The sequence below is a fragment of the Azospirillum endophyticum genome (assembly GCF_016595245.1).
Classification (GTDB): Bacteria; Pseudomonadota; Alphaproteobacteria; order Azospirillales; family Azospirillaceae; genus Azospirillum; species Azospirillum endophyticum.
The window spans coordinates 41,764-65,808 of record NZ_JAENHM010000008.1 but is presented as its reverse complement, the minus strand read 5'-3'; the positions used below and the strand labels follow the sequence as shown (position 1 = coordinate 65,808).

Here is a 24,045-nt window from a genome sequence, read left to right as displayed (position 1 = left end):
GGCCCGCATCGTCATGGCCCCTTTCATGGATTCCGCCCCAGGATGTGCCAGCCGGCGCCATTGGACATCGCCGTCACGGCATGGCCCTGCCCGGTGAGCGCGATGGCCTCGTTGTCCGGCCCGCCGCCGCCGGCCTGGGTGACGGTGACGCGGTTGCCGCCGGTGTCGGACTTCTTGATGGTGACCGTGCGGCCGACCGCATGCGCCGCCGACGGCGCCGGCAGCCGCACCTCCACCGCCCCGCTCCAGGCGCTGACCAGATAGAGCTGCTGGTTGAGGTCCGGCTCGAACAGGGCGCCCCCCTCGTGATACTGCGCGTTCCCGGGCTGGCTGTTGCCGGCGACGACCCACCAGCCGGCCCCGTTCGATACCAGCGTGACGAAGTCGTATCGGTTGCCGAGCGACAGCACCCGCCCGTCCGGCCCCGGCCCGCCGGTCTCGCTCACCGTCAGCGGGTTGGCCGAGGCATCGGTCCGTTTGATCGTCACCGCATGGCCGTTGGCGCCGTCGGCCTTGGGTAGACGCAACTCCGTCGCCCCGCCATAGGCGCTGACCAGATAGACGGAGCTGGTCAGGTCCAGCGCCACCATCCCGCCCTTGGCCGGCTCGACATAGTCGGTGTCGTAGCGCAGCGCCTCCACCACCAGCTCGGTGACGCGGCTGCGCTGAAGCCGGTTCTTCTCCGGATATCCGGCGTTGACCGCCGTGTACCGTCCACCCGACCGGTCGAGGATCGCCGGACCGGCGGCGGCGGAGAACAGGTTGACGATCGCCGTCTCCACCGATCCGGCATCGAGCTGCAGGTTCGGCAGGGCGCCCAGCGATTCGGCGTAGAAATTCACGATCAGCGTCTTGTCGGTGACGGCGCCGACGCGGAAGCAGGCCTCCGCCCCCGGCCACAGATTGGCCTCGCAGTCGAAGAAGGCGTTGTTGAAGCGCCCCTGCTCGACGAAGAAGCCGCTGCCGGTCATCGGCGCCGACAGCGAATAGACCCGCACGGCGTGGAAGCGGTTGGCGTTCGGCGTATCCCCCGCCCCCGTCCGCGTCAGCCACACCCCATGCCGCGACGGCCGCGCCACCAGCACGCGGGCGATGTTGTTCCAGTAGCAGGGGAGGTTGGGATCGGTATAACCGTCGAAGACCAGCCCGATTTCCGGCTCCCACAGGGTCAGGTCGGTCAGGCTGTTCTGCACGCAGGGGCCGTCGCGCCCGAACAGCCGCACCCCCGCCTTGCCCTGCTCCAGCCGCAGGCCGGACAGGGTGGCATAGCCGTCCGGCAGATGGATCAGGTCGAAGCCGTTGGACGCTCCCCGGATCACCGAGGCCTGCCCCGCCCCATACAGCGTTCGCCCATGGCCGAGCGTCAGCGTGTTGGCGATGCGGTAGGTCCCCGGCGGCACGAACACCGCGCGGGCCGAGGTCAGCGCCGCCTGCAGGGCCAGCGTGTCGTCGACCAGCCCGTCGCCCACCGCGCCGAAATCCTTGACGGAAACGAGGTCGGCCAGCTTGTCGCGCACCGGCCGGGCGGTGGCCCCGGCGCCCGGCGGCACATAGGTCGCCAGCGCTTCCTCGTCCACCGGCGGACGGATGGTGGGATTGCCGACGCTATCGAAGGCCAGCAGCTTGCCTTGGCGCAGACTCCGCTCCGGCAGCAGCGGAGAAGCAGGCAAATCGCTGTCGGCATAGCGCAGCATCAGGTCCTGGTCGCCCGCCACCTGCTGCAACGCCGCGGTCAGCCGGTCCAACTCGCCGTTGAGGGCGGCGGCCGGCAGCGGCCCACTCTCGCCGAAATCGCTGCGCCGCTCGATCGGCAGGCGGCGGCGCAGCAGGACGGCGGTCCCCTCCGCCGGCGCCGCGGCGAAGGTCACCGCCCCGCCCGCGGTGGCGCCGGCCCCGCTGACCGCATAGCCGGTGCTCTGCAGCGCCGCCCCCAGGAAGACCTGGAGATCCCCGTCGGCGAAAATCGGAAACGGGTAGGTGAAGACCCGCTGCGTGCCGTCGGCAAGATACTGCACGCGCGGGTTCCCGCGCGGAATGAGAAGCGACGTGGACATCGGGGGTCTCCGCGGAGGACGTGAGGCGCCCCGCCCGTGTCGGGCTGCGGCATTCACAGACCTGCTGACATTGGTGTGCCTCTGGATTTACAGAGACCTCGCGTCATTCCCGCGAAGGCGGGAATCCAGCCGTTTCAGCTGCTTTATTGCGGAGTTTCTGGATCCCCGCCTTCGCGGGGATGACGCAGAGTCTCTTTGATTCCAGAGGTTCAATGGTGCTCTGAGTTGTGTGAATGCCGTAGCGCGAAGGCGGGGATCCGGTGTTTCCCAAGCAGAACCAACGGATAAGCCTGGATCCCTGCCTTCGCGGGGATGACTGCCGAGAGAGCGTCACAACCGGTCGAGCGAAGGACACGCCTCAAAAGAACTTGCTCATGTATTCCAACCGCTGACGGTCGGCGAGTTGCGACAATTCCAGCAGGTTGCGGCGCTTGGCCTCGTCCAGGCTCTGCTGGATGGCGGCGCGTTTCAGCTGGTCCGTGGCCTGGGTATCCTTGCGCTCGGTCTCGCTGGAATTGGTCAGCCCCAGCAGGATCGCCTCGCCCGAGCCGTCCTGCGCGCTGACCCCGCGCGCCCCCAGCCCGGCCCGGGTCTTGCTGACCGCCTGGCGCAACGCGGTCAGCCGGCGCTGCTCGGCCGCATCCGCCGCCGCGGTCAACTGGGCGAGCTGGGTCTGCGCGTCGGACTCCTTGGTGCGGACGGCCTGCTCCTGGCCGGCGCGCAGCTGGGCCAGCGTCTGTTCCTGGGCGGAGCGGAAATCGTCCATCTCCTTGGCCCGTGCCGCTGCCGTCGCCGCAGCGGCAGCCTCGTCCTTCTGGCGCTGAAGCTCCTGCTCCTGCTGGCGCAGTTCGGCGTCGTGCGCCCATTGGCGGGCCTGCGTCTCGGCCTCCAGCTGGGACTGCTGCTGGCGGGCGGAGGCGGCGGCCTGGGCGTTGCGCTCGGCCGCCGCCGCTTCCTCGCGATATTTCTGTTCCAGCGCCGCCTGGGCCGCGGCAGCTTGCGCCGCGTCCTGCTGGCGCTTGTACTCGAGTTCGGCCGCCGCCTGCTGGGCAGCGGCCTGCTGGGCGGCCTGCTGAGATGCCGCCTGTTGCGCGGCGGCCTGTTGCGAGGAAGCGGATTGGCCGGTGCCGGCGTTGCGCACCGTGCCGATGACGGAGTTCGCCAGCGGCAGCGCCGTGGTCACCAGGGGAGTGATTCCACCCATCAGTCGTTCACCTTCAGTTCCATGGTTACGGACAGCAGCGTGAAAGGCAGCGGCGCGTCCTGTTCGATGCGCCACAGGGGCAAGTCGGTGTCGTGGCGCCAGCCGAGCGCCCGCAGCCGGCGGTCGCCCGACACGCGGGGCGGCACCCCGCCGGGGGGTTGCGGCCCCAGCCGATGAAGCGGAAGTTCCTGCAACCCGCGTCCGAGATCGACGCGCAGTGCCGCCGTCTCCTCCAGCCGGAAGGTGACGGCGACCAGACGGACGATGTCGGCCCCGGTCGCCTGCCCCAGCAGGTTGGGCGGCAGCGGCTCGATCCGGTGGGTATAGGGCAGTCCGATCTCGACCTTGCGCGCCGGCGGGTCGAGGGTGAGGCTGCCGGCCTGGATGGCGGCGAGTGGGCGCAGCACCCCGTCGGCGACGACCGCGACCGTCCTCCCCTCCAGATGCGCCAGCCCGCCCCACACCGCCGTTGCGTCTACCCGTTCGGCGGCGATGGCGGCGTCGAGGTTCAGCCCATCGTCGAACCGCTCGACCGTCCACACGCCCCGCCTCTCCACCAGCGTGTAGACCTCGTCCCCCACCGCGGCGACGGACCGCACCGCGCCGTCGGTCTCCAGCAGGGTCCAGGCGGTGACGTCCTCCGCCCGGTAGGCGGTGAGCGCCCCCAGCGTGCCGTCCTCCATCGCCACGAACAGCAGCCGGCGGTTCTGGTCGTAATCCTGGTCGCGCGGGCTCGCCACCAGATGGCGGGCCAGCAGGGCGAGGTCGTTGGACTGATAGGCCGCCTCGGTGTCGGTATAGAGGAACTCGCGGATTTCGCGGCGGTTGCGCGGCACGAACAGCGTCGCCCCCTCCACGTCGCGCGGCGGGATGGCGCGCTCCATCGGCGAGCCGATGCGCGTCTGGCGGTTGACCTGCATGCTCTGCGGCGTCAGCGGGTCGCCGGTCACCATGTATTCGGCGCCGGAGGTGAAGACCTGCAGATGCCGGCCGGAGAAGACGGCGCGCACCGCGTTCACCTGGTCGGACAGGATGCCGAACTCGATGGCCTGGTCGTCCAGCCCCTCGCCCAGGTCGAAATTCCAGATCTGGGCGGACCGCGACAGCCACAGCCGGTTGGGCAGGTCGCGCGACCCGCCGATCACCAGCCGGTCCTGATGGAAGGCCGCCGAGACCGGCCAGCCGCGGAAGGCGGAGAAGGCCTGCTCCTCCCATTGATCGGTCGGCTGGGTGTCGGCCAGCGTCTCCTTCACCGTGGCATTGAGCTGCGTCGGCGACACGACGCCGGTCACCTGCAGCTGCCTGCCCTTGATGCGGATGCGGGTGCCATCGAGGCGCGGGTCGAAGACCGGGGCGGACGCCGTGACCGTGATCGCCCCGCTGCTGCCCGATGGCGTCGCCGTCACCGCCGGATCGCCGAACCGATGAAAGGGCGTCCGCACCAGCTCCCCTTCGACCGCGAAGCTCCATTCCGCAAGGCTCCAGGTTCCATCCTCGCCACGCATCAGCCGGCGCGGCGGCAGGTCGGGATGGCAGACCAGCAGCGTGTCGGCGCTCTGCGTCCAGGTGATCTGGGCCAGTTGCGTCAACGTCCAGGGCGCGGCGACCGACGCCAGCTTGGTCCCGCCCTGGAAGACGTCGATCCAGCGGTCGGTGAAGACCAGCAGATAGGTCTGTTCGGCATTCCGTTCGAACGCCACCAGCCGGCCGTCGCCCCGGGCCAGGGCGGCGAAGGCGAGGCCCGACCGCCGTGTCACCCCGCCGGTCGGGTCGATGAACAGGTTGCGCAGGGCCAGCGCCCCGTTGTCGTAGGCCTTGAGATCGCCCCGCCCCAGCAGGCGGCGCGACACCTCGCCGGCGGTGAAGTTGGTCTTGACCTGGTGCAGCCGCCCCATCACGCCCTCCCCGTCATGCCCTGGCGTCGATCAGGGTGAAGTCCTCGAAGCCGGGCTGGCTGTCCTGCTGGGCATCGATCTGGCGGGCGCGGCGGAACTCGCTTTCCGCCAGTTGGGCCAGCAGCTCCGCCCGCGTCGAGCTTTCGGTCAGCGGAATGCAGAATTCGGCGGCGAGCCGGGCGATCAGCGCCTGATCGAAGAAGGGGGGAAATTCCTCCTCCGCCGGGCGGCCGATGTAGGACAGGGTGACGGCGCCGGCATCGCACAGCAGGGTGCGGCCGTTGATGCGGTAGGACAGGCCCCGCCCCCGCCGGTCGCCCCCCGCCCCCAGCGCCCGCAGGAAGTCGGCGGGCAGCTGGAAGGCGCAGGCGTAATCGGCGACCGGCGGCTCCGTCAGCCGCGGCAGCGTCGCCTGGACGCTGGCGAAGCTCCAGGCATTGGCCGACAGCAGGGCATCGCGCGTCGGCCCATAGAGGGCGGCGGCCACTTCCGCCTCGGCGGAGCCGTCGTCGAAGGAAGCGATGGCGGTGGCGCCGAGCTTGATCAGCGCGCGGCCGCACAGGCCGATGGCGGTCAGGGCCATGGACGGTCTCCGATGGAGGAATGCGGGATCAGTCGCCGTTGGCGGTGCCGAACGGCGTCAAATTGGCGACGTCGACCGCCCCGTTGGCGCTGGCCGCCACCACCAGCATGCCGGTCTCCGGGGTCGCGGCGCCGACCGCGCAGTTCGCCAGCAGCATGTCCCCCGCCCGCAGCAGGTCGGCCGCCCCGTTGAAATAGCCGGCGGTGTCGACGTCGGTCGCCGGATCGAGAGTGGTGTAGTGCCAGAGCGTGAAACCGTTCGCATAGGCGAGCACGCTCAAATCCCTGGACGCGTAGGCCATGGCTCGAAGTCTCCGGAATTTGTTGGGGAATTCGCAAAAAACGACCCTCTCCCGGTGCGGGAGAGGGAGCATCACCCTCGCTCAGCTCTCCAGGCAACGCAGGGTCGCCACGCCGGCGGCATCGATCAGCGCCGCGCCCTGGCTCATCATGTTGTTGACGAAATGCGCCGCGCGGTCGCCGTGCCAGGTGATGTCGGTCTTCACGTCGGCGCCCGCCGCATGGCCGACCGCCGTCTTGTGGTACCAGTGGCAGAGCCGGACATTGCCGCTCAGCGTCAGGCCGGAATGCGGCAGCCACAGCGTGCCGAGCCAGCGTTTGGCCTGGGTGCCGCGCCAGGGCAGATCGTCGGAGCCGACATAATCGGCACTGACGAACTCCTCGATGTCCAGCAACTGGCTCCACTGCTTCCAGCCGACGATGGCATAACGCTGGCCGTCGTCGGGCACGTCGGCCCCGCCCAGCATCTCGAAGGCGGCCAGGATCTTGGCCTTGGTCAGCCCGTCGCCGGCACCGCCGGCGTAATTCACCGATTTGTTCAGCTCGGCGATCAGCAGATCGTCGGTCTTGCGGCCCAGCGCATAGGCGCCGGCATTGGCGATGATCTGCCGCTCGTCGATGTTGGTCTTCAGCTCGTCCAGCCGGTCGACCCAGTCGCCGGCATAGAAGTCGTACAGCGCGCAGTCGACCGGCGTGTGGTCCAGGTTCATCACCGGGACCGCGCCGTGGCGCGACTTGGTCGAGGCGGCACCCTTGCCCACCTTCTGGAAGATGGTGGAGGCGCCCTGAACGTTGTTCTTGCTGCGCACCGTGTTGCGCAGCTTGGAGCCCATGCGCTGGTAGGCCTCGTGGACCTCGCGCTCGAACTGCTTGACGAAAGCCTGGGCGATGGTGGTCGACATGGGGGTGATTTCCTTTCGCGTTCCTGCGGCTCCCGCTCGGGGCACGGCGGGAGGATTCGTTCCACCACCCGGTTGTCGGGATTGCGTGCGGGACGCATCGCCGGCCGCGGGCGGAACGCGAAAACGAAAAGGGCCGGCCGGACTTTCGAGTGTCCGGCCGGCCCTTTTCGGACCGAAGCGAGGGGGGAGCTCTGGTGCTGTCGAGGCATTCGGATCCGGGGGGGACCCATCGCCTTGACAAGATTAGTTCTAGGATTTTATGCAGAACAAGGCAAGGATTATTTTCATAAAACTGCGCGCCGCCTCAATGACGGACCGGTCCCGCCACCCAATGGCTGACGATGGTCTCGGCCTGGGCCGGCGGGATTTCCGGGTGGTGATAGCGATAGACGGTGACCGCCGCCTCCAGCGCATAACGTTCCGGCTGGCCGCAGCGGCACAGGCCGGAGTAGCAGCGCTGCACCGCGTCGCGGCAGGCGATGGCGTCGGCGATCGGCTGGTCGGCCTCGGTGAAACGGGGATCGGTCATGGACGCTTCTCCTCATCCCGGGCATCGTCGTCCGCCTCGTCCAGCGGCACGCCGTAGATTTCAAGCCGGTGCCCGACGATCTTGTAGCCGAGTTCGCGGGCGATCCGCTCCTTCATCGCTTCCAGCTCCGGGCTGGCGAATTCGATGATCCGGCCGGTGCGGGTGTCGATCAGATGGTGGTGATGGTCGGCGGTCGCCTCTTCATAGCGCGCACGGCCGTCCCCCAGATCGACGCGCTCGATCACCTGCGCGTCCTCCAGCAGCCGCATGGTGCGGTAGACGGTGGCGATGGAGATGCGCGGGTCGATCTGCGCGGCGCGGCGATGCACTTCCTCGACGTCGGGATGGTCGTCCGCCTCCGACAAAACCTGGGAGATGACACGACGCTGGCCGGTCATCTTCAGCCCCTTCTCCATGCACAATGCTTCCAGACGCGACGTCATAACCCCAACCCTGGTCTTTGCTTGCCGATGCCCCCATCATACTGAAAACCGTTCGCAATCCCAGAGCGGTTTCGCAGCCCCAAAGCGGTTTCGCAGCGATGCAAAGTCGCGAACCCGCCGGCGCCATACCGTGCCGGCCCAAACGGAGGACCCACCGGAATGCCCCGTATCCTGTCCCTTACCCCGGCCCTGCTGGTCGCCGGCTTCTGCCTGGCAGGCACACCGGCCCTGGCGCAGCAGTCCGCCCCCGCGCCGGCTCCCGCTGCCCAGGCCGCCATCGCCGATGCGCAGGGCAAGCCGCTGGGTACCGTCACCTTCACCAAATTCCCGCACGGCATCCTGGTCCACGGCCAGCTGGAAGGGCTGTCGCCGGGCTGGCACGGCATCCACATCCACGAGAACGGCGCCTGCACCCCCGATTTCAAGGCGGCCGGCGGCCATTTCGCCGCCCAGGGCGCCAAGCACGGGCTGGAGGCCGAGCACATGCATTACGGCGAGCTTCCCAACATCTGGGCGAACGAGGCCGGCAAGGCGGGGTTCGAGGCGATCACCCACATGGTCACCCTGACCGACGGCGCCGACGGCCTGTTCAAGCAGGGCGGCACCTCGATCGTCGTCCATGCCCAGCCCGACGATTATCTCAGCCAGCCGGCCGGCAATTCCGGCGACCGCCTCGCCTGCGGCGTCATCAAGAAGCCCTGAGCCCCGCCGCACTGCCCCCAGGGGCGCGACCATCTGCCGCGGAGTCGCGGCGCCGGTTCGTGCCCCTTCCCGCCCCGCCAAGCTCAGGCTGGGAGCCGCGAACCGACCCGCGCACGCCTGCCGCGCGCCGAGTTTGCTTGCCAAATCAAGCCATCGGCCCTATCTGTCCGGGGTCGGACGGCGCCCGGCGCCGCGCAGGACTTGCGCGCGCCTGATCGCCCGCCGCCCGACGGCTCCGCGCCAACCCGCCGCGGAGCGCGCAAGCCCGGCCGCTCCCTCCTGGCGCGGCCCCCATTCTGGTGACCAGGACCATCACTTCCATGACCGAATTTTCCGGCCTCGGCCTGATCGAGCCTCTTCTGCGCGCCGTCGCGGAGGAGGGCTACTCCACGGCCACGCCGATCCAGGCCGGCGCCATCCCGCTTCTGCTGGCCGGCCGCGACGTGCTCGGCCTCGCCCAGACCGGCACCGGCAAGACCGCCGCCTTCACGCTGCCGATCCTGCAACGGCTGTTCCAGAACAAGAAGCGCGTGGCTGCCAAGTCGCCGCGCGTGCTGATCCTGACCCCGACGCGCGAACTGGCGCTGCAGATCGGCGACAGCTTCACCACCTACGGCCGCCATCTGCCGATCCGCCGCACCGTGATCCACGGCGGCGTCGGCCAGAGCCCGCAGGTCTCCGCCATCGCCCGCGGCGTCGAGGTGCTGATCGCCACCCCCGGCCGCCTGCTCGACCTGATGGCGCAGAACCACGTCAACCTCGGCACCATCGAGTTCTTCGTCCTCGACGAGGCCGACCGCATGCTCGACATGGGCTTCATCCGCGACGTGCGGAAGGTGGTCGCGGTGCTGCCGAAGGACCGGCAGACCCTGCTGTTCTCCGCCACCATGCCCGACGCCGTGGTGGAGCTCGCCAACAGCATCCTGACCGATGCCGAGCGCATCGAGGTGACGCCGCAGTCGACCACGGTGGAGCGCATCAACCAGCGCGTCCTGTTCGTCGACCGCGCCGACAAGCGCCGCCTGCTGGCCGATCTGCTGGAAGATTCGGCGATGGCCCGCACCATCGTCTTCGCCCGCACCAAGCACGGCGCCGACCGCATCGCCGACCACCTGAAGAAGTCCGGCATCACCGCCGACGCCATCCATGGCGACAAGTCGCAGTCGGCCCGCGTCCGCGCGCTGGAGAGCTTCCGCAACGGCGAGCTGCGGGCGCTGGTGGCGACCGACATCGCCGCCCGCGGCATCGACATCGACGGCATCAGCCACGTCATCAACTTCGACCTGCCGAACGAGCCGGAAAGCTACGTCCACCGCATCGGCCGGACCGCGCGGGCCGGCACCGACGGCAGCGCGGTGTCCTTTTGCGACCATGAAGAGGTCGGCTATCTGAAGGACATCGAGAAGACGATCCGCCAGCCGATCCCGGCCGACACCACCCACCCCTACCATGCGGTGGAGGTGGCGCAGATCCACGCCTCCTCCAAGCCGCCGCCCCGCCCCAAGGCGCCGGGCAGCAACCGCAACCAGAACAACCGCAACCAGCAGCAGGCCCGCTCCGCCGGCGCGGCACCGAAGGCGNCAACCAGCAGCAGGCCCGCTCCGCCGGCGCGGCACCGAAGGCGGCTCCCAAGGCGGCGCCGCAGCCGGCCAAGGCTCCGCAGGCGGCCAGGCCTCCGCAGAAGGTGGGCAAGCCGGCCGGCGCGCCGCGTCCGGACGCCGCCCGCAACGATCAGAGCCGCCACGACCGCCGCCCGGCTCCGCACGCCGTATCGCACGGCAACGGGCATGGTGCCGGCAACAACGGCGGCGGCAAGCAGGCGCCGCGCGCTGCCGGCACCCCCGGCGGCAACACCCCGATGCGCCGGAAGCCCAGCGCCGCCTGATCCCGGGAGCGTCCAGAACGAAAAGGCCCCGTCTCTCCGCGAGACGGGGCCTTTTCCATTGCAGCCGGCCGTCAGCCGCAGGCCCGTCAGCCCTGGGCTTCGGCAGCATGCGCCGCCTGCACCGCCGGACGGGCGGCGACCCGCTCGGCGAATGCCTTCAGGTTGGGGAAGGGCGACAGGTCGAAGCTGATGCGCGGCAACCAGCTCAGCACGGTGTAGGCATAGGCGTCGGCAACGGAGAAGACCTCGCCGGTCAGGTAGCTCTTGCCCTCGAGCTGCTGGTTGAGGATCGCCAGCTTGGCGCCCAACACCTGGGCGGCGAATTCGCGATAGGTGTCGGACACCTTGTCCTTCAGCATCGGGAACAGGGGGACGACGCCCTTGTGCAGTTCCGACCCGATGAAGTTCAGCAACTCCTGCACGCGGTAGCGCTCGATCGTGCCGGCCGCCGGAATCAGGCCGCTCTCCGGCGCCTTGTCGGCGATGTACTGGACGATCGCCGCACCCTCGGTCAGGATGCCGCCCTCATCGAGCGCCAGGGCCGGTACCTGCCCCTTCGGGTTCACCGCGCGGAAGTCGCTGCCGTCGGCCAGCGTCTTGGCGGCGAGATCGACCTTGACCAGATCGAAGGGCAACCCGGCTTCGCGCAGGACGATGTGCGGCGACAGCGAGCAGGCGCCCGGCTTGTAATAGAGCTTCATGTCTCCGAGACCCTCTTTGGCTGGTTGGCGCTGCAATGGCTACCCCAAAGGGACCGGCGCCGCCAGCTTTCCCGAGGGCGTCAGACCGCCTGTGCCGCCAGCTTCCTGGCTTGACGGTCGAGGAACCACCAGGCGCCGCGCGAAGCCAGCTGGCACAGCCGGGTGTGTGGCTTCAGCCCACAGGCCTTGAACACCATGGCGATGGCGCGGTCGACATGCTTGCGGCGGTAGCGGCCAAAGGCGCGGCGCTTGTAGGCGGCGTTGTAGAGCTTGTGCTCGTAGACGGCGTCGGCCGGGGCGTTGGCGGCGTAATAGGCGTAGGCCAGCTCGTCGTCCTCGGACTCGCCGATGCGCGACAGCGCCACCTTCAGCCGCTGGACCTTGTTCAGCCCTTCGCGCTCCAGATACTTCTTGGCGTAGGTGTAGAAGATCTTGTAGTGCCGCAGCTCGTCGGCGGCGATGTTGCGGCAGATCTCCTTCAGCACCGGCTCGTCGGTCGAATCGCCGATGGCGGCGTAGTAGGAACTGGTGCCGGTCTCCACCATGCAGCGGGCGATCATCTCGCCGGTGCGCGAGCCGCGGACCGAGGCGTCGAGATCGATCGGCACGCGGTAGCCGGCGCGGAAACGCGCGACCGCCGCCCGGAAGTCGAAGGTCGGGTCGACCAGTTCGGCCCAGCGCCCCAGCGCCTCGCCATGCTGGACCTCCTCGACCGACCAGCCATGGGCGGCTTCCTGGAACTCCGGATCATCCTTGAAGACGTTGCACAGATAGGCGGTGTAGTCGTCGGCGTTGAACTCCACCAGTGCCGCCGCCTTGATCAGCGGGACCAGATCGGGATCGATCCTGCCGGCGTCGAAACGGTCCCAGGGAAGCTCGTCGATCCGCCAATGCGCACGCGCCATGTCCGCTCTACCGCCTCGTCTAGGGGCCGCTCTGCCGTGGCGGCCGGTTCATATCGGGAAAGATTCGTTCCGGGAAAGGGTCCGTCCCCATGTCCCCGCCCTTTGCCATCGGGTGCGGCGGGGTTCACGGTTCAGGCCTTCGAATGTAATCGGTCTCCGTCGCGATGCAACCAAGTCGCAACGCAAAACGGGCGGCCTGGAAGCCCAAGCCGCCCGTTCCGCCGAAGAGATGTATGCCGTTCGCCCAGCCGGGCCGACGGGCGCCTCCGCTCAGTGAGCGGAGGACTGGGTCAGCGCGTCCAGCTTGGCGCGCGCGACCGCCAGCTTGGCTTCGGCGGCGGCACGCTCGGCGTCCGACTTGCTGTCGTCCAGATCCTCGGACAGGTCCTTGATCTGCTTGTCGACCGCGGCGCGGTCGAGGTCGGCCAGCGCCACTGCTTCCTCGGCCAGCACGGTGCAGCGGGCCTCGGTGACCTCGGCGAAGCCGCCGGCGACGAAGACGCGGTCGACGATGCGGTCGCCCTCATAGACGTCGATGACGCCCGGACGCAACGTCGAGATCAGCGGCGAATGACCGGCGAGCACGCCGAAATCGCCTTCCGTACCCGGCACCACGACCATGTCCACCGGCAGCGACTTCAGCAGCTTTTCCGGCGAGACCAGCTCGAATTCGACTTTATCGGCCATGGATTTCCTGGTGCCTCTTCATAGGAACCCCCTCCCTCGCTGACGGGGGAGGGGGTGTGCTGATGTCGATTCCCGTCCGGCGGGCGCCCTCTCGAGCTTGGCCGGACCGGGATGCCGCGATCCCGGATGGATCAGGCGGCGGCCAGCTTCTTGGCCTTGGCGATCGCCTCGTCGATGGTGCCGACCATGTAGAAGGCGGCCTCCGGCAGGTGATCGTAGTCGCCGTTCACGATGCCCTTGAAGCCCTTGATGGTCTCGTCCAGCGGGACCAGCACGCCCGGCGTGCCGGTGAACACCTCGGCGACGTGGAAGGGCTGCGACAGGAAGCGCTGGATCTTGCGGGCGCGGGCGACGACCAGCTTGTCCTCTTCCGACAGCTCGTCCATGCCCAGGATGGCGATGATGTCCTGCAGCGACTTGTAGGTCTGCAGAACCTTCTGGACCGAACGGGCGACGGCGTAATGGTCCTCACCGACGACGCGTGGGTCGAGGATGCGGCTGGTCGAGTCGAGCGGGTCCACGGCCGGGAAGATGGCCATTTCGGCGATCGAGCGCGACAGCACCGTGGTGGCGTCGAGGTGGGCGAAGGAAGCGGCCGGGGCCGGGTCGGTCAGATCGTCGGCGGGCACGTAAATGGCCTGCACCGAGGTGATCGAACCCTTCTTGGTCGAGGTGATGCGCTCCTGCAGGGCGCCCATGTCGGTGCCCAGCGTCGGCTGGTAGCCCACCGCCGACGGGATGCGGCCCAGCAGCGCCGACACTTCCGAACCGGCCTGGGTGAAGCGGAAGATGTTGTCGACGAAGAACAGCACGTCCTGGCCTTCCTCGTCGCGGAAGTATTCCGCCAGCGTCAGGCCGCTCAGCGCGACGCGGGCGCGGGCGCCCGGCGGCTCGTTCATCTGGCCGTACACCAGGGCCACCTTCGAGCCCGGGCCGTCGAGCTTGATGACGCCCGACTCGATCATCTCGTGGTAGAGATCGTTGCCCTCGCGGGTACGCTCGCCCACGCCGGCGAACACCGACACGCCGCCATGCGCCTTGGCGACGTTGTTGATCAGCTCCATGATCGTCACGGTCTTGCCGACGCCGGCGCCGCCGAACAGGCCGATCTTACCGCCCTTGGCGTAGGGGGCCAGCAGGTCGATGACCTTGATGCCGGTGATCAGCACTTCGGCGTCCGTCGACTGGTCGACGAAGTCCGGGGCCTGACGGTGGATCGGCAGGGTGCGGGCGGCGTTGACGGCGCCGCGCTCGTCGATCGGCTCGCCGATGACGTTGATGATGCGGCCCAGCGTCTCCGGGCCGACCGGCACGGCGATCGGGTTGCCGGTGTCCGTCACTTCCGAGCCACGCACCAGACCGTCGGTGCTGTCCATGGCGATGGTGCGGACCGTGCTCTCGCCCAGGTGCTGCGCCACTTCCAGAACGAGGGTCTTGCCGTCGTTCTGGGTGTGCAGCGCGTTCAGGATCGCCGGCAGGTCGCCGTCGAACTGCACGTCCACGACGGCGCCCGTGACCTGCGTGATCTTGCCGACAGAATTGGTGGTGGCCATGGAGTAAAGCTCCCTAGGAACTCGATAAGTGTCGGTATGCCGTCGCCGGCGCAAATGGGCTTGACCCTACGGGTCGGATGCCGCCGTTACAGGGCCTCGGCACCGGAGATGATCTCGATCAGCTCCTTGGTGATGTAGGCCTGGCGCGTCCGGTTGTAGGTGATCGTCAGCTTGTTGATCATGTCGCCGGCGTTGCGCGTCGCGTTGTCCATCGCGGTCATCCGGGCGCCCTGTTCGGACGCCGCGCTCTCCAGGAGGGCGCGGTAGATCTGGATGGACAGGTTGCGCGGCAGCAGTTCGGCGAGGATCTGCTCCTCGTCCGGCTCGAACTCATAGAGCGGCTTCACCTCGTCGGTGGCCGCGACCGCCTCGCCGGGGACGGCGAAGGGAATGAGCTGCTGAACCGTGACGATCTGCGAGATCGCCGACTTGAACTTGTTGAAGACGACCGAGCAGACGTCGAACTCGCCGGCGTCGAACATCGCCAGCACCTTCGTCGCCACCATGTCGGCGTCGCTGAAGCCGAGCCGGCGGCGGCCGACATCCTCGTAGCTCTCGACGATCAGCGAGGCGAATTCGCGACGGAGCTGGTCGCGGCCCTTGCGGCCGACGGTCAGCACCTTGACGGTCTTGCCCTCGCCCTGCAGGCGCGTGATCTGGCGCTTGGCCTCGCGGACGATGGAGCCGTTGAAGGCACCGCACAGACCGCGGTCGGAGCTGATGACGACCAGCAGATGCACCTTGTCGGCGCCCGTCCCGGTCATCAGCTTCGGCCCGTTGCCGCTGTCCTGCACGTTGGCGGCCAGGGACGACAGCATCCGGCCCATACGCTCCGCGTAGGGACCGCTGGCTTCCGCCTGCTCCTGGGCGCGGCGCAGCTTGGAAGCCGCAACCATCTTCATGGCCGAGGTGATCTTGCGCGTCGACTGGACGCTCGCGATCCGGTTCTTTAGGTCCTTGAGGTTAGGCATGCCGGCCCTTCAATTCCGCTCGAGGTCGTTCCGTGACCGTCTTCAAGACGGTGGGGGGCGGTTTCCCGCCCCCGCGCGCGGTCGGTCAGGCGAAGACCTTGGCGAAGCCGTCGAGGAAAGCCTTCAGCTTCTCTTCGGTCGCCGAGGTGATCTGCTTGTCGGTGCGGATCGCCGCCAGGATATCGGCGCCCTTGGCGCGGATTTCCGACAGGAACTTGGCCTCGAAGCGGTTGACGTCCTCGACCTTGATGGCGTCCAGGTAGCCCTTCACGCCGGCGAAGATCGACACGACCTGCTCTTCGACGGGCAGCGGCTGGAACTGGCCCTGCTTCAGCAGCTCGGTCAGACGGGCGCCGCGGGCCAGCAGGCGCTGGGTCGAGGCGTCGAGGTCCGAGGCGAACTGGGCGAAGGCGGCCATCTCGCGGTACTGCGCGAGTTCCATCTTGATGGTGCCGGCGACCTGCTTCATCGCCTTGATCTGGGCGGCGGAGCCGACGCGGCTCACCGACAGGCCGACGTTGATGGCGGGACGGATGCCCTTGTAGAACAGGCCGGTTTCCAGGAAGATCTGACCGTCGGTGATCGAGATCACGTTGGTCGGGATGTAGGCGGACACGTCGCCGGCCTGGGTCTCGATGACCGGCAGGGCGGTCAGCGAGCCGTTGCCGTGGGCGTCGCCCATCTTGGCGGCGCGCTCCAGCAGGCGGCTGTGGAGGTAGAACACGTCGCCCGGATAGGCTTCGCGGCCCGGCGGACGGCGGAGCAGCAGCGACATCTGGCGGTAGGCGACGGCCTGCTTGGACAGATCGTCGTACACGATCAGGGCGTGCATGCCGTTGTCGCGGAAATACTCGCCCATCGTGCAGCCGGTGTACGGCGCCAGGAACTGCAGCGGAGCCGGCTCCGACGCGGTGGCGGCGACGACGATGGAGTATTCCATGGCGCCGGCGTCTTCCAGGGTCTTGACGATCTGGGCGACGGTGGAGCGCTTCTGGCCGACGGCGACGTAGATGCAGTAGAGCTTCTTGCTCTCGTCGTCGCCCTGGTTGATCGGCTTCTGGTTCAGGAAGGTGTCGATGACGACGGCGGTCTTGCCGGTCTGGCGGTCACCGATGATCAGCTCGCGCTGGCCGCGCCCGATCGGAACCAGGCTGTCGACGGCCTTCAGGCCGGTCTGCATCGGCTCGTGCACCGACTTGCGCGGGATGATGCCGGGGGCCTTCACTTCCACGCGGGTGCGGGTCACGTCGACCAGCGGGCCCTTGCCGTCGATCGGGTTGCCAAGGCCGTCCACGACGCGGCCGAGCAGGCCGCGGCCGACCGGAACGTCGACGATGGTGCCGGTGCGCTTGACGGTGTCGCCTTCCTTGATGCCGCGGTCGTCGCCGAAGATCACGATACCGACATTGTCGGTCTCGAGGTTCAGCGCCATGCCCTGCAGGCCACCCGGGAACTCGACCATCTCGCCGGCGCGGACGTTGTCCAGGCCGTGCACGCGGGCGACGCCGTCACCCACCGACAGAACCTGACCAACCTCGGCGACATCCGCCTCGGTCCCGAAATTCGCGATCTGCTGCTTGAGGATCGCAGAGATTTCTGCGGCGCGGATATCCATCAGACTGATCCCCCTGAGGCCTTCATGGCGAGTTGCAATTTGTTCAGCTTCGTCCGCACCGAGGTATCGACCATGCGCGAGCCGAACTTAACGATCATGCCGCCGATCAGCTCGGGATCGACGGAGGTGTTCACCAGCACCTTGGAACCGATGGACGCCTTGAGCGCGTCGATCACGGCGTTGCGCTGGGCGTCGCTCAGCGGCTGGGCCGAGGTGACCTGGGCGGTGACCTCGCCGCGGCGCCGGGCCAGCTCGGCCAGGAAGCCTTCGATCATGCCGTCGATCGCGAACAGGCGGCGGTTGGCCGCCACCAGCCCGATGAAGCGCTTGGTCAGCTCCGACAGGCCGGCGCCGTCCAGGACGGCGGCCATGGCCCTGCCCTGATCGGCACGGCTGATGACGGGGCTGCGGACGAGGCGACGGAGGTCAGCGCTCTCGGCCAGGATCTGCTTCAGCGTGGCCAGATCGCTCGCGACCGTGTCCAACGCCTGGTTTTCGTCCGCAAGCTCGAACAGCGCGTTGGAGTAACGCGCGGCGAGTTCGGATACGCCTGTTCCTTCGGATGCCACCTGATCCCTCGAATTGAGTTCGGTAGACGGTGAATTCGGCGGCCTTATAGGGTGTCAACCCGAGGCACAAACACCCCGGCCGCGAAAGCGAGCGGTCCAATATCACAGGAATCGCCACCACGCAACGGGGTCTGGACAATTTGGCTGCGGCGTTTTGAGCAACTGCGGAATCATTGGTCGCAACTGCGTTCGCCAATGACTCGGGATGCGTTCGACTGGTCATACCGGCTGTGACTTCGATGTGGCCCTATTCCCGGTTTAATTCAAGGTTAACCAATCTGATCCAGGGTCGGCCGGAACCGCGCGGGCGGCCGATCCGATCCTTTGTATTCCCGTCGTTTTGTCCCGCCGCAGCCGCTCCGAGCGACCAGGAACCCTTGCGCAATGACCATCCTGCCGACGACCGACACCGTTGCGAGCACCGCCGCGAATGCCGAAGCGGACGCCGGCTTCAGGCCGGAGGACAGCGCGCCGAACGTCATCCAATTCTGCCGCGCCCGCTTCACGCCGGACGACCTGGACGTCTTCGCCGCGGTGGCCGAACCGAAGATTCGGGACGGGCATTGGGTCGGTGTGCTGCGCGAGTCGGGGCGCACCCACGACCGGCTTCTGGTCCTGCTGCCCGAGGTGGACCGCCCGGTCTTCCGGTTCGAACGCGACGCCAAAGGCCGCTACAGCCTGTCCTTCCACGACCGCTCCGGCTGGTACGGCATCGGGGCCGGCGACAGCGCCGCAGACTGCCTGTCGATCTGGCGTCCGCGCCGCCCGCGGCTCCTCTGATCGCCCGCCGGCACTCCCCGGCACTCTTCCCTGAATTCCACCATGTAAAAAAGTGCCGCGCGGCACCCCGCCGCACCGGTTTCATAAATGCGCCGCCCCCGACGTCTCAGCGATAGACCCCGACCGCCAGCATGTAGGGCTTGCCGTTCAGCACCAGGCGGCGAGCGTGCATCGTCTTGCGCGCGACCTGGCCCGTCAGCGGATCGATCCACTGATAGGTGACGTCGGTGCGGCCGTCGCGCGCCACGCCGTCCAGCGCCTCGCGGATGAAGGGCTTGCCGTCGATGTCGTGCAGGTCCTTCAGGTTGGAGCCGTTCAGCGTCGCTGTCCAGCCATGGGCGACCATCACGCCCTTGTCGTCCAGCAGCATCGGGTAGAGGTCGCGGTCGGTGAAAGCGCTATCATGGCCGGCAAAGGCTTCGGCCGCCGCGTCCGGACCGATCCGCTCCAGCAGCTTCTGGGTACGGTCGATCATCGTCAGCGCCTCGACGTCGGTGCCGCGGGTGCGGGCCGGAGCGCCGGCGGCGAAGGCGATGACCACCAGCAGCAGAAGGACCGGCAACACCGTCAGCAGGGTTTGCCGCTGGACGCGCAGACGAAGCTTGGAGATCATGCCGACCATCAGCCTGAACCTGTGCCTGGAATGTTCGGGTCCGGGAAGGATGTTTGGATTCGGAACCATTCTGTCCGTGGTAATACCATGCCGCGTGCCACGCAATGGACCAAACGTCACAGGTGCCATGTCCGACCGCCCCGGCGCCGCGGCCGGGTCAATTCGCCGCAGCAATCGGTCTCCCGTCCCGACGGCGTCCGACGGACGCCACCTGCCGGAAGCTGCCTATAGGAAGCTGTAAGGGTCGACGTCGATCTGGACCCGGATGGCCGGCGGGATCTCCACCTTGTCCAGCCATTCCGCGATCAGCGGCTGCACCTGGGTGCTGCGCGGCGCCTTCAGCAGCAGGCGACGGCGGTGCCGTCCGCGCAGCAGGGCCAGCGGCGCCGGGGCCGGCCCCAGCACATGGACGGTCTCGCTGCGCGGGGCGGCGCGGCCGAGCGCCATCGCCACCCGCTCCACCAGCGTCGGGTCCTCGCCCGACACGATCAGCGCCGCCAGCCGGCCGAAGGGCGGCATGCCGGCCTCCAGCCGCATCTCCGCCTCCAGCTGGTAGAAGCCGTCGCGGTCGCCGGCGGCCAGCGCCTGCATCACCGGATGCTCGGGCATGAAGGTCTGCAGCATCACCCGCCCCGGCCGCTCGCCGCGCCCGGCGCGGCCGGCCACCTGATGGAGAAGCTGGTAGGTGCGCTCCGCCGCCCGCAGGTCGCCGCCGTTCAGCCCCAGATCGGCATCGACCACCCCGACCAGCGTCAGCATCGGGAAATGGTGGCCCTTCGCCATCACCTGGGTGCCGATGATGATGTCCAGCTCGTGCCGGCCGATGCTCTCCACCATCTCCTGGATGGCGCGCGGGCCATGCAGGGTGTCGGACGCCATGATCGCAGCGCGCGCCTCGGGGAACAGCTCCGCCACCTCCTCGGCGATGCGCTCCACGCCTGGACCGCAGGCGGCCATCGTGCCCTCCTCCCCGCATTCCGGGCAGGCATGGGGCAAGGGCTGCTGCAGGCCGCAATGGTGGCATTGCAGCTTGCGGGCGAGCCGGTGCTCAACCAGCCAGGCGGTGCAGTTCGGGCATTGCATGCGGTGGCCGCAGGCACGGCATAGGGTCAGCGGGGCGTAGCCGCGGCGGTTCAGGAACAGCATCGCCTGTTCGCCCGCCGCCAGCGTGTCGGTCAGCGCCTTGCGCAGGCTGGGTGCCAGCCAGTGACGGGCGGGCGGGCGGTCGCGCCGCAGATCGACCAGCTCGACGTCGGGCAGCACGGCGCCGCCATGGCGGGCCGGCAGCTCGATCCGGGCATAGCGGTGGCTGTCGGCATTGACCTTGGTCTCCAGCGACGGCGTGGCGGAAACCAGCGCGACGGGCAGCCCGCCCAGATGCGCCCGCGCCACTGCCATGTCGCGGGCATGGTAGATCGCCCCCTCCTCCTGCTTGTAGGCGGAGTCGTGCTCCTCGTCGACGATGATGACGCCCAGGTCGGGATAGGGCAGGAACAGCGCGGAGCGCGCGCCCACCACCACCGGCACCTCGCCCTTCGCCACCGCGCGCCAGGTGTCGCGGCGCTGCGCCCCGGTCAGTTCCGAATGCCATTCCGCCGGCGGCGCCCCGAAGCGCCGGGCGAAGCGGTCCAGCCATTGCGCCGACAGCGCGATTTCCGGCAGCAAGACCAAGGCTTGCTTGCCTTGTTCCAGCGCGGCGGAGATCGCCTCGTAATAGACCTCGGTCTTGCCCGACCCGGTGACGCCGTCGAGCAGCACGGTGGAATAGCTGCCCGACGCCACCCGCTCCCGCAGGTCGTCGGCCGCCGCCTGCTGGTCGGGCGACAGGGCGGGGCCGGGACGGTGCCAGTCCGGCCGGCCGAGGCGGGTCGGCTGCAGCATGACGGGGTCCAGCAGCCCGGCCTCCGCCAGCCCGCGCACCACGGTGACGCCGCAGCCGGCCTCCTCGGCCAGTTCCGCCGGGGTGCGGGGCGGCCCCTCCTCCAGCAGCGCCAGGATGCGCTTGCGGGCTTCGGTCATCTTGAAGCCCGGCGGCGGCTCCGCGCCTTGCTTGCGCAGATAGGCCAGCATCGGCTTGGGCGGCTCCAGCGCCGACGGCACGCTGACCGCCATGCGCAGGACGAATCCCGGCGGCGTCATGGTGTAGGCCGCGACCCATTCGACGAAGCGGCGGCCGACGTCGGTCATCGGCGGCACGTCGAACCGGCGCACCACCGCCTTCAGCCGCCCCGGCTCCACCGTGCCGGCACCGGGTCCCCAGACGACGCCGATCACCCGGCGCGGTCCGAGCGGCACCTCGACGAAATCGCCGGCGACCAGCGCCATCCCCTCCGGCACGCGGTAGTCGTAGGCCTCGCGCAGCGGCAGCGGCAGCAGGACGGCGACGCGGCGGTCGGGCTGGCCAGCCGGCGGCTTTGCCGGAAAACCGGCGGTTTCGGGCGTGGAATCGCCTTCGGGCTGCCCCGTTTCGGGTGTGGCCCCAAGAAGATCCCCTTGGAAGCCCGGGGCGGAACTGGCGGAAGTCGAACGCATCGGCTAGAGTGGCCTCATGTCCCGGGCACCGGGCGGGACGGTGCGTCGGTCAGCTTTCCGGCGCGGCCGGTTCCGGTCAACATCAGCAAGCATGGACCCTTCGTCATGAAGTTCTTCGTCGACACCGCCGACATCGCCGAGATCCGCGATCTGGCCGATAGCGGTCTGCTGGACGGTGTTACCACCAACCCCTCCCTGATCGCCAAGTCCGGCCGTCAATTCCTCGACCTCGTGGCCGAGATTTGCGACGTCGTCAACGGTCCGGTCAGTGCAGAGGTGGCCTCCACCGACTTCGAGACCATGCTCGCCGAGGCCCATAAGATCGCCAAGATCTCCCACCGCGTCGCGGTGAAGGTGCCGCTGACTCCGGCCGGCCTGAAGGTCTGCAAGATCATCTCGTCCGAAGGGACGATGGTCAACGTCACGCTGTGCTTCTCCCCCGCCCAGGCGATCCTGGCGGCCAAGGCCGGCGCCAGCTTCGTGTCGCCCTTCGTCGGCCGGCTGGACGACATCGGCCAGGACGGCATGGGTATCATCAAGGACATCTGCGAGATCTATGACAATTACGACGCCTTCAAGACCGAAGTGCTGGTCGCCTCGATCCGCAACCCGATGCACATCGTCAAGGCCGCCCGCCTGGGCGCCCATGTCGTGACCGCGCCGGCGTCGGTCCTGAAGCAGCTGTTCACCCACCCGCTGACCGACAAGGGTCTCTCCCAGTTCGTCGAGGACTGGAAGAAGACCGGCCAGTCGATCCTGTAAGGCGGGCCGGAGCGATCATGGCCGACAGGGGCCGCGAACCGGGTCACACCCCGCGCCAGGCGTCGACGCTCTCTTCGGAGGATGTGCGCGCCTATCTGCGGAGCCACCCGGACTTCCTGGCCCAGAACGCCGATCTGGTCCACCACCTGACCCCGCCGTCGGTCGACCGCGGGCGCGGGGTGGTGGACCTCCAGGCCTTCATGGTCGACCGGCTGCGCGCCGAGGTCCGCACCCTCAAGGACCAGCAGCGCGAACTGATCGGCACCAGCCGGGCCAACATGAACAGCCAGAACCGCATCCATGCCGCGGTCCTGTTCCTGCTCGATGCCCAGAGCTTCGAGCAGCTGATCCAGACCATCACCACCGACCTCGCGGTCCTGCTCGACCTCGACGTCGCCTGTCTGGTCATCGAATCCAATGGCAGCGACATCCCCCATGTCCACCGCTCCGGCGTGCGGGTGGTGGAGCCGGGCGCCATCGCCGACCGGCTGGGCCGGGCCGACGTGGTGCTGAACACCGACATCCAGGGCGATCCCGAGATCTACGGCCCCGGCGCCGGCCTCGTCCGTTCGGAGGCGCTGATCCGCATCCAGGTCTCCAGCGAGACGCCCGACGGCCTGTTGGCCTTCGGCAGCCGCGAACCCGACACCTTCCACGGCGGCCAGGGCACCGAGCTGGTCGGCTTCCTCGCCCGCGTCGTCGAGCGGGTCATCCGCGGCTGGCTGGAGCTGCCGGCGTGACCGAGCCTGTTTTGAGTTTCTCCGCCAAGCCCGACGTCCAGGACGCGCTGGCCCATTGGCGGCGCTGGATGGAGAGCGAGAAGGCGGTCTCCCGCCACACCCTGTCGGCCTACACCGCCGACGTTGCTGAGTTCCTGCGCTTCCTCACCGAATTCCGCGGCGGCTCCCCGCCGTCGCTGAACGACCTGGGCGAGCTGAAGGCGGCGGATTTCCGCGCCTGGATGTCCAGGCAGGCGATGGACGGGCTGGTCGGGGCCAGCCGGGCGCGCAAGCTGGCGGCGGTGCGCAACCTGTTCCGCTGGCTGGACCGCAGCGGCCGGCTTCACAACCCCGCCGTCGCCACGCTGGCCACGCCGAAGGTCAAGCGCCCGGCCCCGCGCCCGCTGACCGAGATCGACGCCGACCGCCTGCTGGAGGAGGCCGAGCGCGACCGCGAGGATCCCTGGGTCGGCAAGCGCGACCGCGCCCTGTTCACCCTGCTCTACGGCTGCGGCCTGCGCATCTCCGAGGCGCTGGGACTGGCGCGCAAGGACGCGCCGCTGGGCGACACGCTGCGCGTCACCGGCAAGGGCCGCAAGGACCGCATGATCCCCGTCCTGCCGGCGGTGACCGAGGCGGTGCGCGCCTACATCGACTCCTGCCCCTTCACGCTGGCCCCCGACGGCCCGTTGTTCGTCGGCACCCGCGGCGGACGGCTGAACGCCAGCGTCGCCCAGCACCAGATGCAGAAGCTGCGCGCCCTGATGGGGATGCCGGAAAGCGCCACCCCGCACGCCCTGCGACATAGTTTCGCGACCCATCTTTTGGCGGACGGCGGCGACCTGCGCGCCATCCAGGATCTGCTCGGCCACGCGTCACTGTCGACAACTCAGCGTTATACGGACGTCGAAAACGAACAGCTGATGAACGTGTACCGAAACGCCCACCCTCGGGCACGCAAGGGCTGACAGAGCCCCGCTGTTCAACCAAGAAATGCATATTGGGGTATTCACCCCGGCCTTAATCGTGAAATGTTCGCGAAGCCTTCGCGCGCCGGATGCGGGTTCGCAACAATCGGTTCACGGACAGCCAATCAAAGTTATTTTTCAGATTTGAAAGTGGTTGCTACATTCTGCCGCAGA

23 protein-coding genes are annotated in these 24,045 nt (G+C 68.5%); 6 read left to right on the top strand and 17 right to left on the bottom strand.

Features of this window, described 5'->3' with window-relative positions; genetic code table 11:
* Positions 1–23: 23 nt before the first annotated feature.
* The 8 genes from JHL17_RS03045 to JHL17_RS03010 form a co-directional block, all read right to left on the bottom strand.
* On the bottom strand, positions 24–2,054 hold the full coding sequence (locus tag JHL17_RS03045; RefSeq protein ID WP_200190577.1) for a glycosyl hydrolase family 28-related protein: 2,031 nt from the start codon (positions 2,052–2,054) through the stop codon (positions 24–26).
* A 358-nt stretch (positions 2,055–2,412) separates the two neighbouring features.
* A complete protein-coding gene (locus JHL17_RS03040; protein WP_200190576.1) occupies positions 2,413–3,258 on the bottom strand; it encodes a hypothetical protein in 846 nt (281 codons plus the stop codon).
* Positions 3,258–5,153: a phage tail protein gene (locus tag JHL17_RS03035; RefSeq protein WP_200190575.1), complete on the bottom strand. Its 1,896-nt coding sequence runs from the start codon at positions 5,151–5,153 to the stop codon at positions 3,258–3,260. Before JHL17_RS03035 ends, JHL17_RS03040 begins: the two co-directional genes overlap by 1 nt.
* A gap of 13 nt (positions 5,154–5,166) precedes the next feature.
* Positions 5,167–5,736, bottom strand: a complete 570-nt coding sequence (locus tag JHL17_RS03030; RefSeq protein ID WP_200190574.1) for a phage connector family protein — start codon at positions 5,734–5,736, stop codon at positions 5,167–5,169.
* A gap of 28 nt (positions 5,737–5,764) precedes the next feature.
* Positions 5,765–6,037 (bottom strand): hypothetical protein, encoded by a 273-nt coding sequence (locus JHL17_RS03025; RefSeq protein ID WP_200190573.1) that lies wholly within the window; start codon positions 6,035–6,037, stop codon positions 5,765–5,767.
* An 81-nt stretch (positions 6,038–6,118) separates the two neighbouring features.
* Positions 6,119–6,937: a phage capsid protein gene (locus JHL17_RS03020; protein WP_200190572.1), complete on the bottom strand. Its 819-nt coding sequence runs from the start codon at positions 6,935–6,937 to the stop codon at positions 6,119–6,121.
* A gap of 304 nt (positions 6,938–7,241) precedes the next feature.
* A complete protein-coding gene (locus JHL17_RS03015; RefSeq protein WP_200190571.1) occupies positions 7,242–7,466 on the bottom strand; it encodes a hypothetical protein in 225 nt (74 codons plus the stop codon).
* Positions 7,463–7,909, bottom strand: a complete 447-nt coding sequence (locus tag JHL17_RS03010; RefSeq protein WP_200190570.1) for a Fur family transcriptional regulator — start codon at positions 7,907–7,909, stop codon at positions 7,463–7,465. Before JHL17_RS03010 ends, JHL17_RS03015 begins: the two co-directional genes overlap by 4 nt.
* A gap of 159 nt (positions 7,910–8,068) precedes the next feature.
* On the opposite strand from JHL17_RS03010, the gene JHL17_RS03005 reads away from it, so the two are divergent.
* Complete coding sequence (locus tag JHL17_RS03005) at positions 8,069–8,611, top strand: superoxide dismutase family protein (protein WP_200190569.1); 543 nt, start codon at positions 8,069–8,071, stop codon at positions 8,609–8,611.
* Between the two features lie 320 nt (positions 8,612–8,931).
* Positions 8,932–10,686, top strand: coding sequence for a DEAD/DEAH box helicase (locus tag JHL17_RS03000; RefSeq protein ID WP_345773740.1), 1,755 nt, complete (start codon positions 8,932–8,934; stop codon positions 10,684–10,686).
* Here the strand turns inward: JHL17_RS03000 and gstA are convergent.
* The 7 genes from gstA to JHL17_RS02965 all read right to left on the bottom strand — a co-directional run bounded on the left by gstA (position 10,583) and on the right by JHL17_RS02965 (position 17,497).
* Complete coding sequence (gstA, locus tag JHL17_RS02995) at positions 10,583–11,197, bottom strand: glutathione transferase GstA (RefSeq protein WP_200190568.1); 615 nt, start codon at positions 11,195–11,197, stop codon at positions 10,583–10,585. The two genes, JHL17_RS03000 and gstA, sit on opposite strands and share 104 nt — an antisense overlap.
* A gap of 80 nt (positions 11,198–11,277) precedes the next feature.
* The gene (locus JHL17_RS02990; protein ID WP_200190567.1) at positions 11,278–12,102 is read right to left on the bottom strand and encodes an acyl-ACP desaturase; all 825 of its coding nucleotides are present in this window, start codon (positions 12,100–12,102) and stop codon (positions 11,278–11,280) included.
* Between the two features lie 270 nt (positions 12,103–12,372).
* Complete coding sequence (locus JHL17_RS02985) at positions 12,373–12,789, bottom strand: F0F1 ATP synthase subunit epsilon (RefSeq protein WP_200190566.1); 417 nt, start codon at positions 12,787–12,789, stop codon at positions 12,373–12,375.
* Positions 12,790–12,920: 131 nt separating this feature from the next.
* Complete coding sequence (gene atpD / locus JHL17_RS02980; protein ID WP_200190565.1) at positions 12,921–14,342, bottom strand: F0F1 ATP synthase subunit beta; 1,422 nt, start codon at positions 14,340–14,342, stop codon at positions 12,921–12,923.
* 86 nt (positions 14,343–14,428) lie between these two features.
* The gene (locus JHL17_RS02975) at positions 14,429–15,313 is read right to left on the bottom strand and encodes a F0F1 ATP synthase subunit gamma (protein ID WP_109048035.1); all 885 of its coding nucleotides are present in this window, start codon (positions 15,311–15,313) and stop codon (positions 14,429–14,431) included.
* Between the two features lie 85 nt (positions 15,314–15,398).
* Positions 15,399–16,928: a F0F1 ATP synthase subunit alpha gene (gene atpA / locus JHL17_RS02970; protein WP_098739059.1), complete on the bottom strand. Its 1,530-nt coding sequence runs from the start codon at positions 16,926–16,928 to the stop codon at positions 15,399–15,401.
* Positions 16,928–17,497: a F0F1 ATP synthase subunit delta gene (locus JHL17_RS02965; protein ID WP_200190564.1), complete on the bottom strand. Its 570-nt coding sequence runs from the start codon at positions 17,495–17,497 to the stop codon at positions 16,928–16,930. Before JHL17_RS02965 ends, atpA begins: the two co-directional genes overlap by 1 nt.
* A 384-nt stretch (positions 17,498–17,881) precedes the next feature.
* Here JHL17_RS02965 and JHL17_RS02960 point away from each other — a divergent pair, with 384 nt between their 5' ends.
* The gene (locus JHL17_RS02960) at positions 17,882–18,277 is read left to right on the top strand and encodes a hypothetical protein (RefSeq protein ID WP_200190563.1); all 396 of its coding nucleotides are present in this window, start codon (positions 17,882–17,884) and stop codon (positions 18,275–18,277) included.
* A 106-nt stretch (positions 18,278–18,383) separates the two neighbouring features.
* On the opposite strand, the gene JHL17_RS02955 is transcribed toward JHL17_RS02960, so the two are convergent.
* Positions 18,384–18,899, bottom strand: coding sequence for a cache domain-containing protein (locus JHL17_RS02955; RefSeq protein WP_200190562.1), 516 nt, complete (start codon positions 18,897–18,899; stop codon positions 18,384–18,386).
* Positions 18,900–19,115: 216 nt separating this feature from the next.
* The gene (locus JHL17_RS02950) at positions 19,116–21,422 is read right to left on the bottom strand and encodes a primosomal protein N' (protein ID WP_200190561.1); all 2,307 of its coding nucleotides are present in this window, start codon (positions 21,420–21,422) and stop codon (positions 19,116–19,118) included.
* A gap of 105 nt (positions 21,423–21,527) precedes the next feature.
* Between JHL17_RS02950 and fsa the strand changes: the two genes are divergently transcribed.
* Genes fsa through JHL17_RS02935 form a run of 3 tightly spaced genes read left to right on the top strand, consistent with a single transcriptional unit; the run spans position 21,528 to position 23,871 of the window.
* On the top strand, positions 21,528–22,184 hold the full coding sequence (fsa, locus tag JHL17_RS02945; protein ID WP_200190560.1) for a fructose-6-phosphate aldolase: 657 nt from the start codon (positions 21,528–21,530) through the stop codon (positions 22,182–22,184).
* Positions 22,185–22,201: 17 nt separating this feature from the next.
* Positions 22,202–22,924: a DUF484 family protein gene (locus JHL17_RS02940; protein WP_200190559.1), complete on the top strand. Its 723-nt coding sequence runs from the start codon at positions 22,202–22,204 to the stop codon at positions 22,922–22,924.
* Positions 22,921–23,871 carry a tyrosine-type recombinase/integrase gene (locus JHL17_RS02935; RefSeq protein ID WP_200190558.1) on the top strand — a complete coding sequence of 317 codons (951 nt, stop codon included), beginning with the start codon at positions 22,921–22,923 and terminating at the stop codon, positions 23,869–23,871. The genes JHL17_RS02940 and JHL17_RS02935 overlap by 4 nt, the downstream gene beginning before the upstream one ends.
* Positions 23,872–24,045: the final 174 nt, after the last annotated feature.

Bases quoted from the DNA above. Each gene is read 5' to 3' on its own strand.
- JHL17_RS03040 (WP_200190576.1), bottom strand. From the start codon at position 3,258: ATGGGTGGAATCACTCCCCTGGTGACCACGGCGCTGCCGCTGGCGAAC.
- JHL17_RS02940 (WP_200190559.1), top strand. From the start codon at position 22,202: ATGGCCGACAGGGGCCGCGAACCGGGTCACACCCCGCGCCAGGCGTCG.
- JHL17_RS02975 (WP_109048035.1), bottom strand. From the start codon at position 15,313: ATGCCTAACCTCAAGGACCTAAAGAACCGGATCGCGAGCGTCCAGTCG.
- JHL17_RS03035 (WP_200190575.1), bottom strand. From the start codon at position 5,153: ATGGGGCGGCTGCACCAGGTCAAGACCAACTTCACCGCCGGCGAGGTG.
- JHL17_RS03045 (WP_200190577.1), bottom strand. From the start codon at position 2,054: ATGTCCACGTCGCTTCTCATTCCGCGCGGGAACCCGCGCGTGCAGTAT.
- JHL17_RS03020 (WP_200190572.1), bottom strand. From the start codon at position 6,937: ATGTCGACCACCATCGCCCAGGCTTTCGTCAAGCAGTTCGAGCGCGAG.
- JHL17_RS03010 (WP_200190570.1), bottom strand. From the start codon at position 7,909: ATGACGTCGCGTCTGGAAGCATTGTGCATGGAGAAGGGGCTGAAGATG.
- JHL17_RS02950 (WP_200190561.1), bottom strand. From the start codon at position 21,422: ATGCGTTCGACTTCCGCCAGTTCCGCCCCGGGCTTCCAAGGGGATCTT.
- JHL17_RS03005 (WP_200190569.1), top strand. From the start codon at position 8,069: ATGCCCCGTATCCTGTCCCTTACCCCGGCCCTGCTGGTCGCCGGCTTC.
- atpD (WP_200190565.1), bottom strand. From the start codon at position 14,342: ATGGCCACCACCAATTCTGTCGGCAAGATCACGCAGGTCACGGGCGCC.
- fsa (WP_200190560.1), top strand. From the start codon at position 21,528: ATGAAGTTCTTCGTCGACACCGCCGACATCGCCGAGATCCGCGATCTG.
- gstA (WP_200190568.1), bottom strand. From the start codon at position 11,197: ATGAAGCTCTATTACAAGCCGGGCGCCTGCTCGCTGTCGCCGCACATC.
- atpA (WP_098739059.1), bottom strand. From the start codon at position 16,928: ATGGATATCCGCGCCGCAGAAATCTCTGCGATCCTCAAGCAGCAGATC.
- JHL17_RS02960 (WP_200190563.1), top strand. From the start codon at position 17,882: ATGACCATCCTGCCGACGACCGACACCGTTGCGAGCACCGCCGCGAAT.
- JHL17_RS02990 (WP_200190567.1), bottom strand. From the start codon at position 12,102: ATGGCGCGTGCGCATTGGCGGATCGACGAGCTTCCCTGGGACCGTTTC.
- JHL17_RS03025 (WP_200190573.1), bottom strand. From the start codon at position 6,037: ATGGCCTACGCGTCCAGGGATTTGAGCGTGCTCGCCTATGCGAACGGT.
- JHL17_RS02955 (WP_200190562.1), bottom strand. From the start codon at position 18,899: ATGGTCGGCATGATCTCCAAGCTTCGTCTGCGCGTCCAGCGGCAAACC.
- JHL17_RS02985 (WP_200190566.1), bottom strand. From the start codon at position 12,789: ATGGCCGATAAAGTCGAATTCGAGCTGGTCTCGCCGGAAAAGCTGCTG.
- JHL17_RS03015 (WP_200190571.1), bottom strand. From the start codon at position 7,466: ATGACCGATCCCCGTTTCACCGAGGCCGACCAGCCGATCGCCGACGCC.
- JHL17_RS03030 (WP_200190574.1), bottom strand. From the start codon at position 5,736: ATGGCCCTGACCGCCATCGGCCTGTGCGGCCGCGCGCTGATCAAGCTC.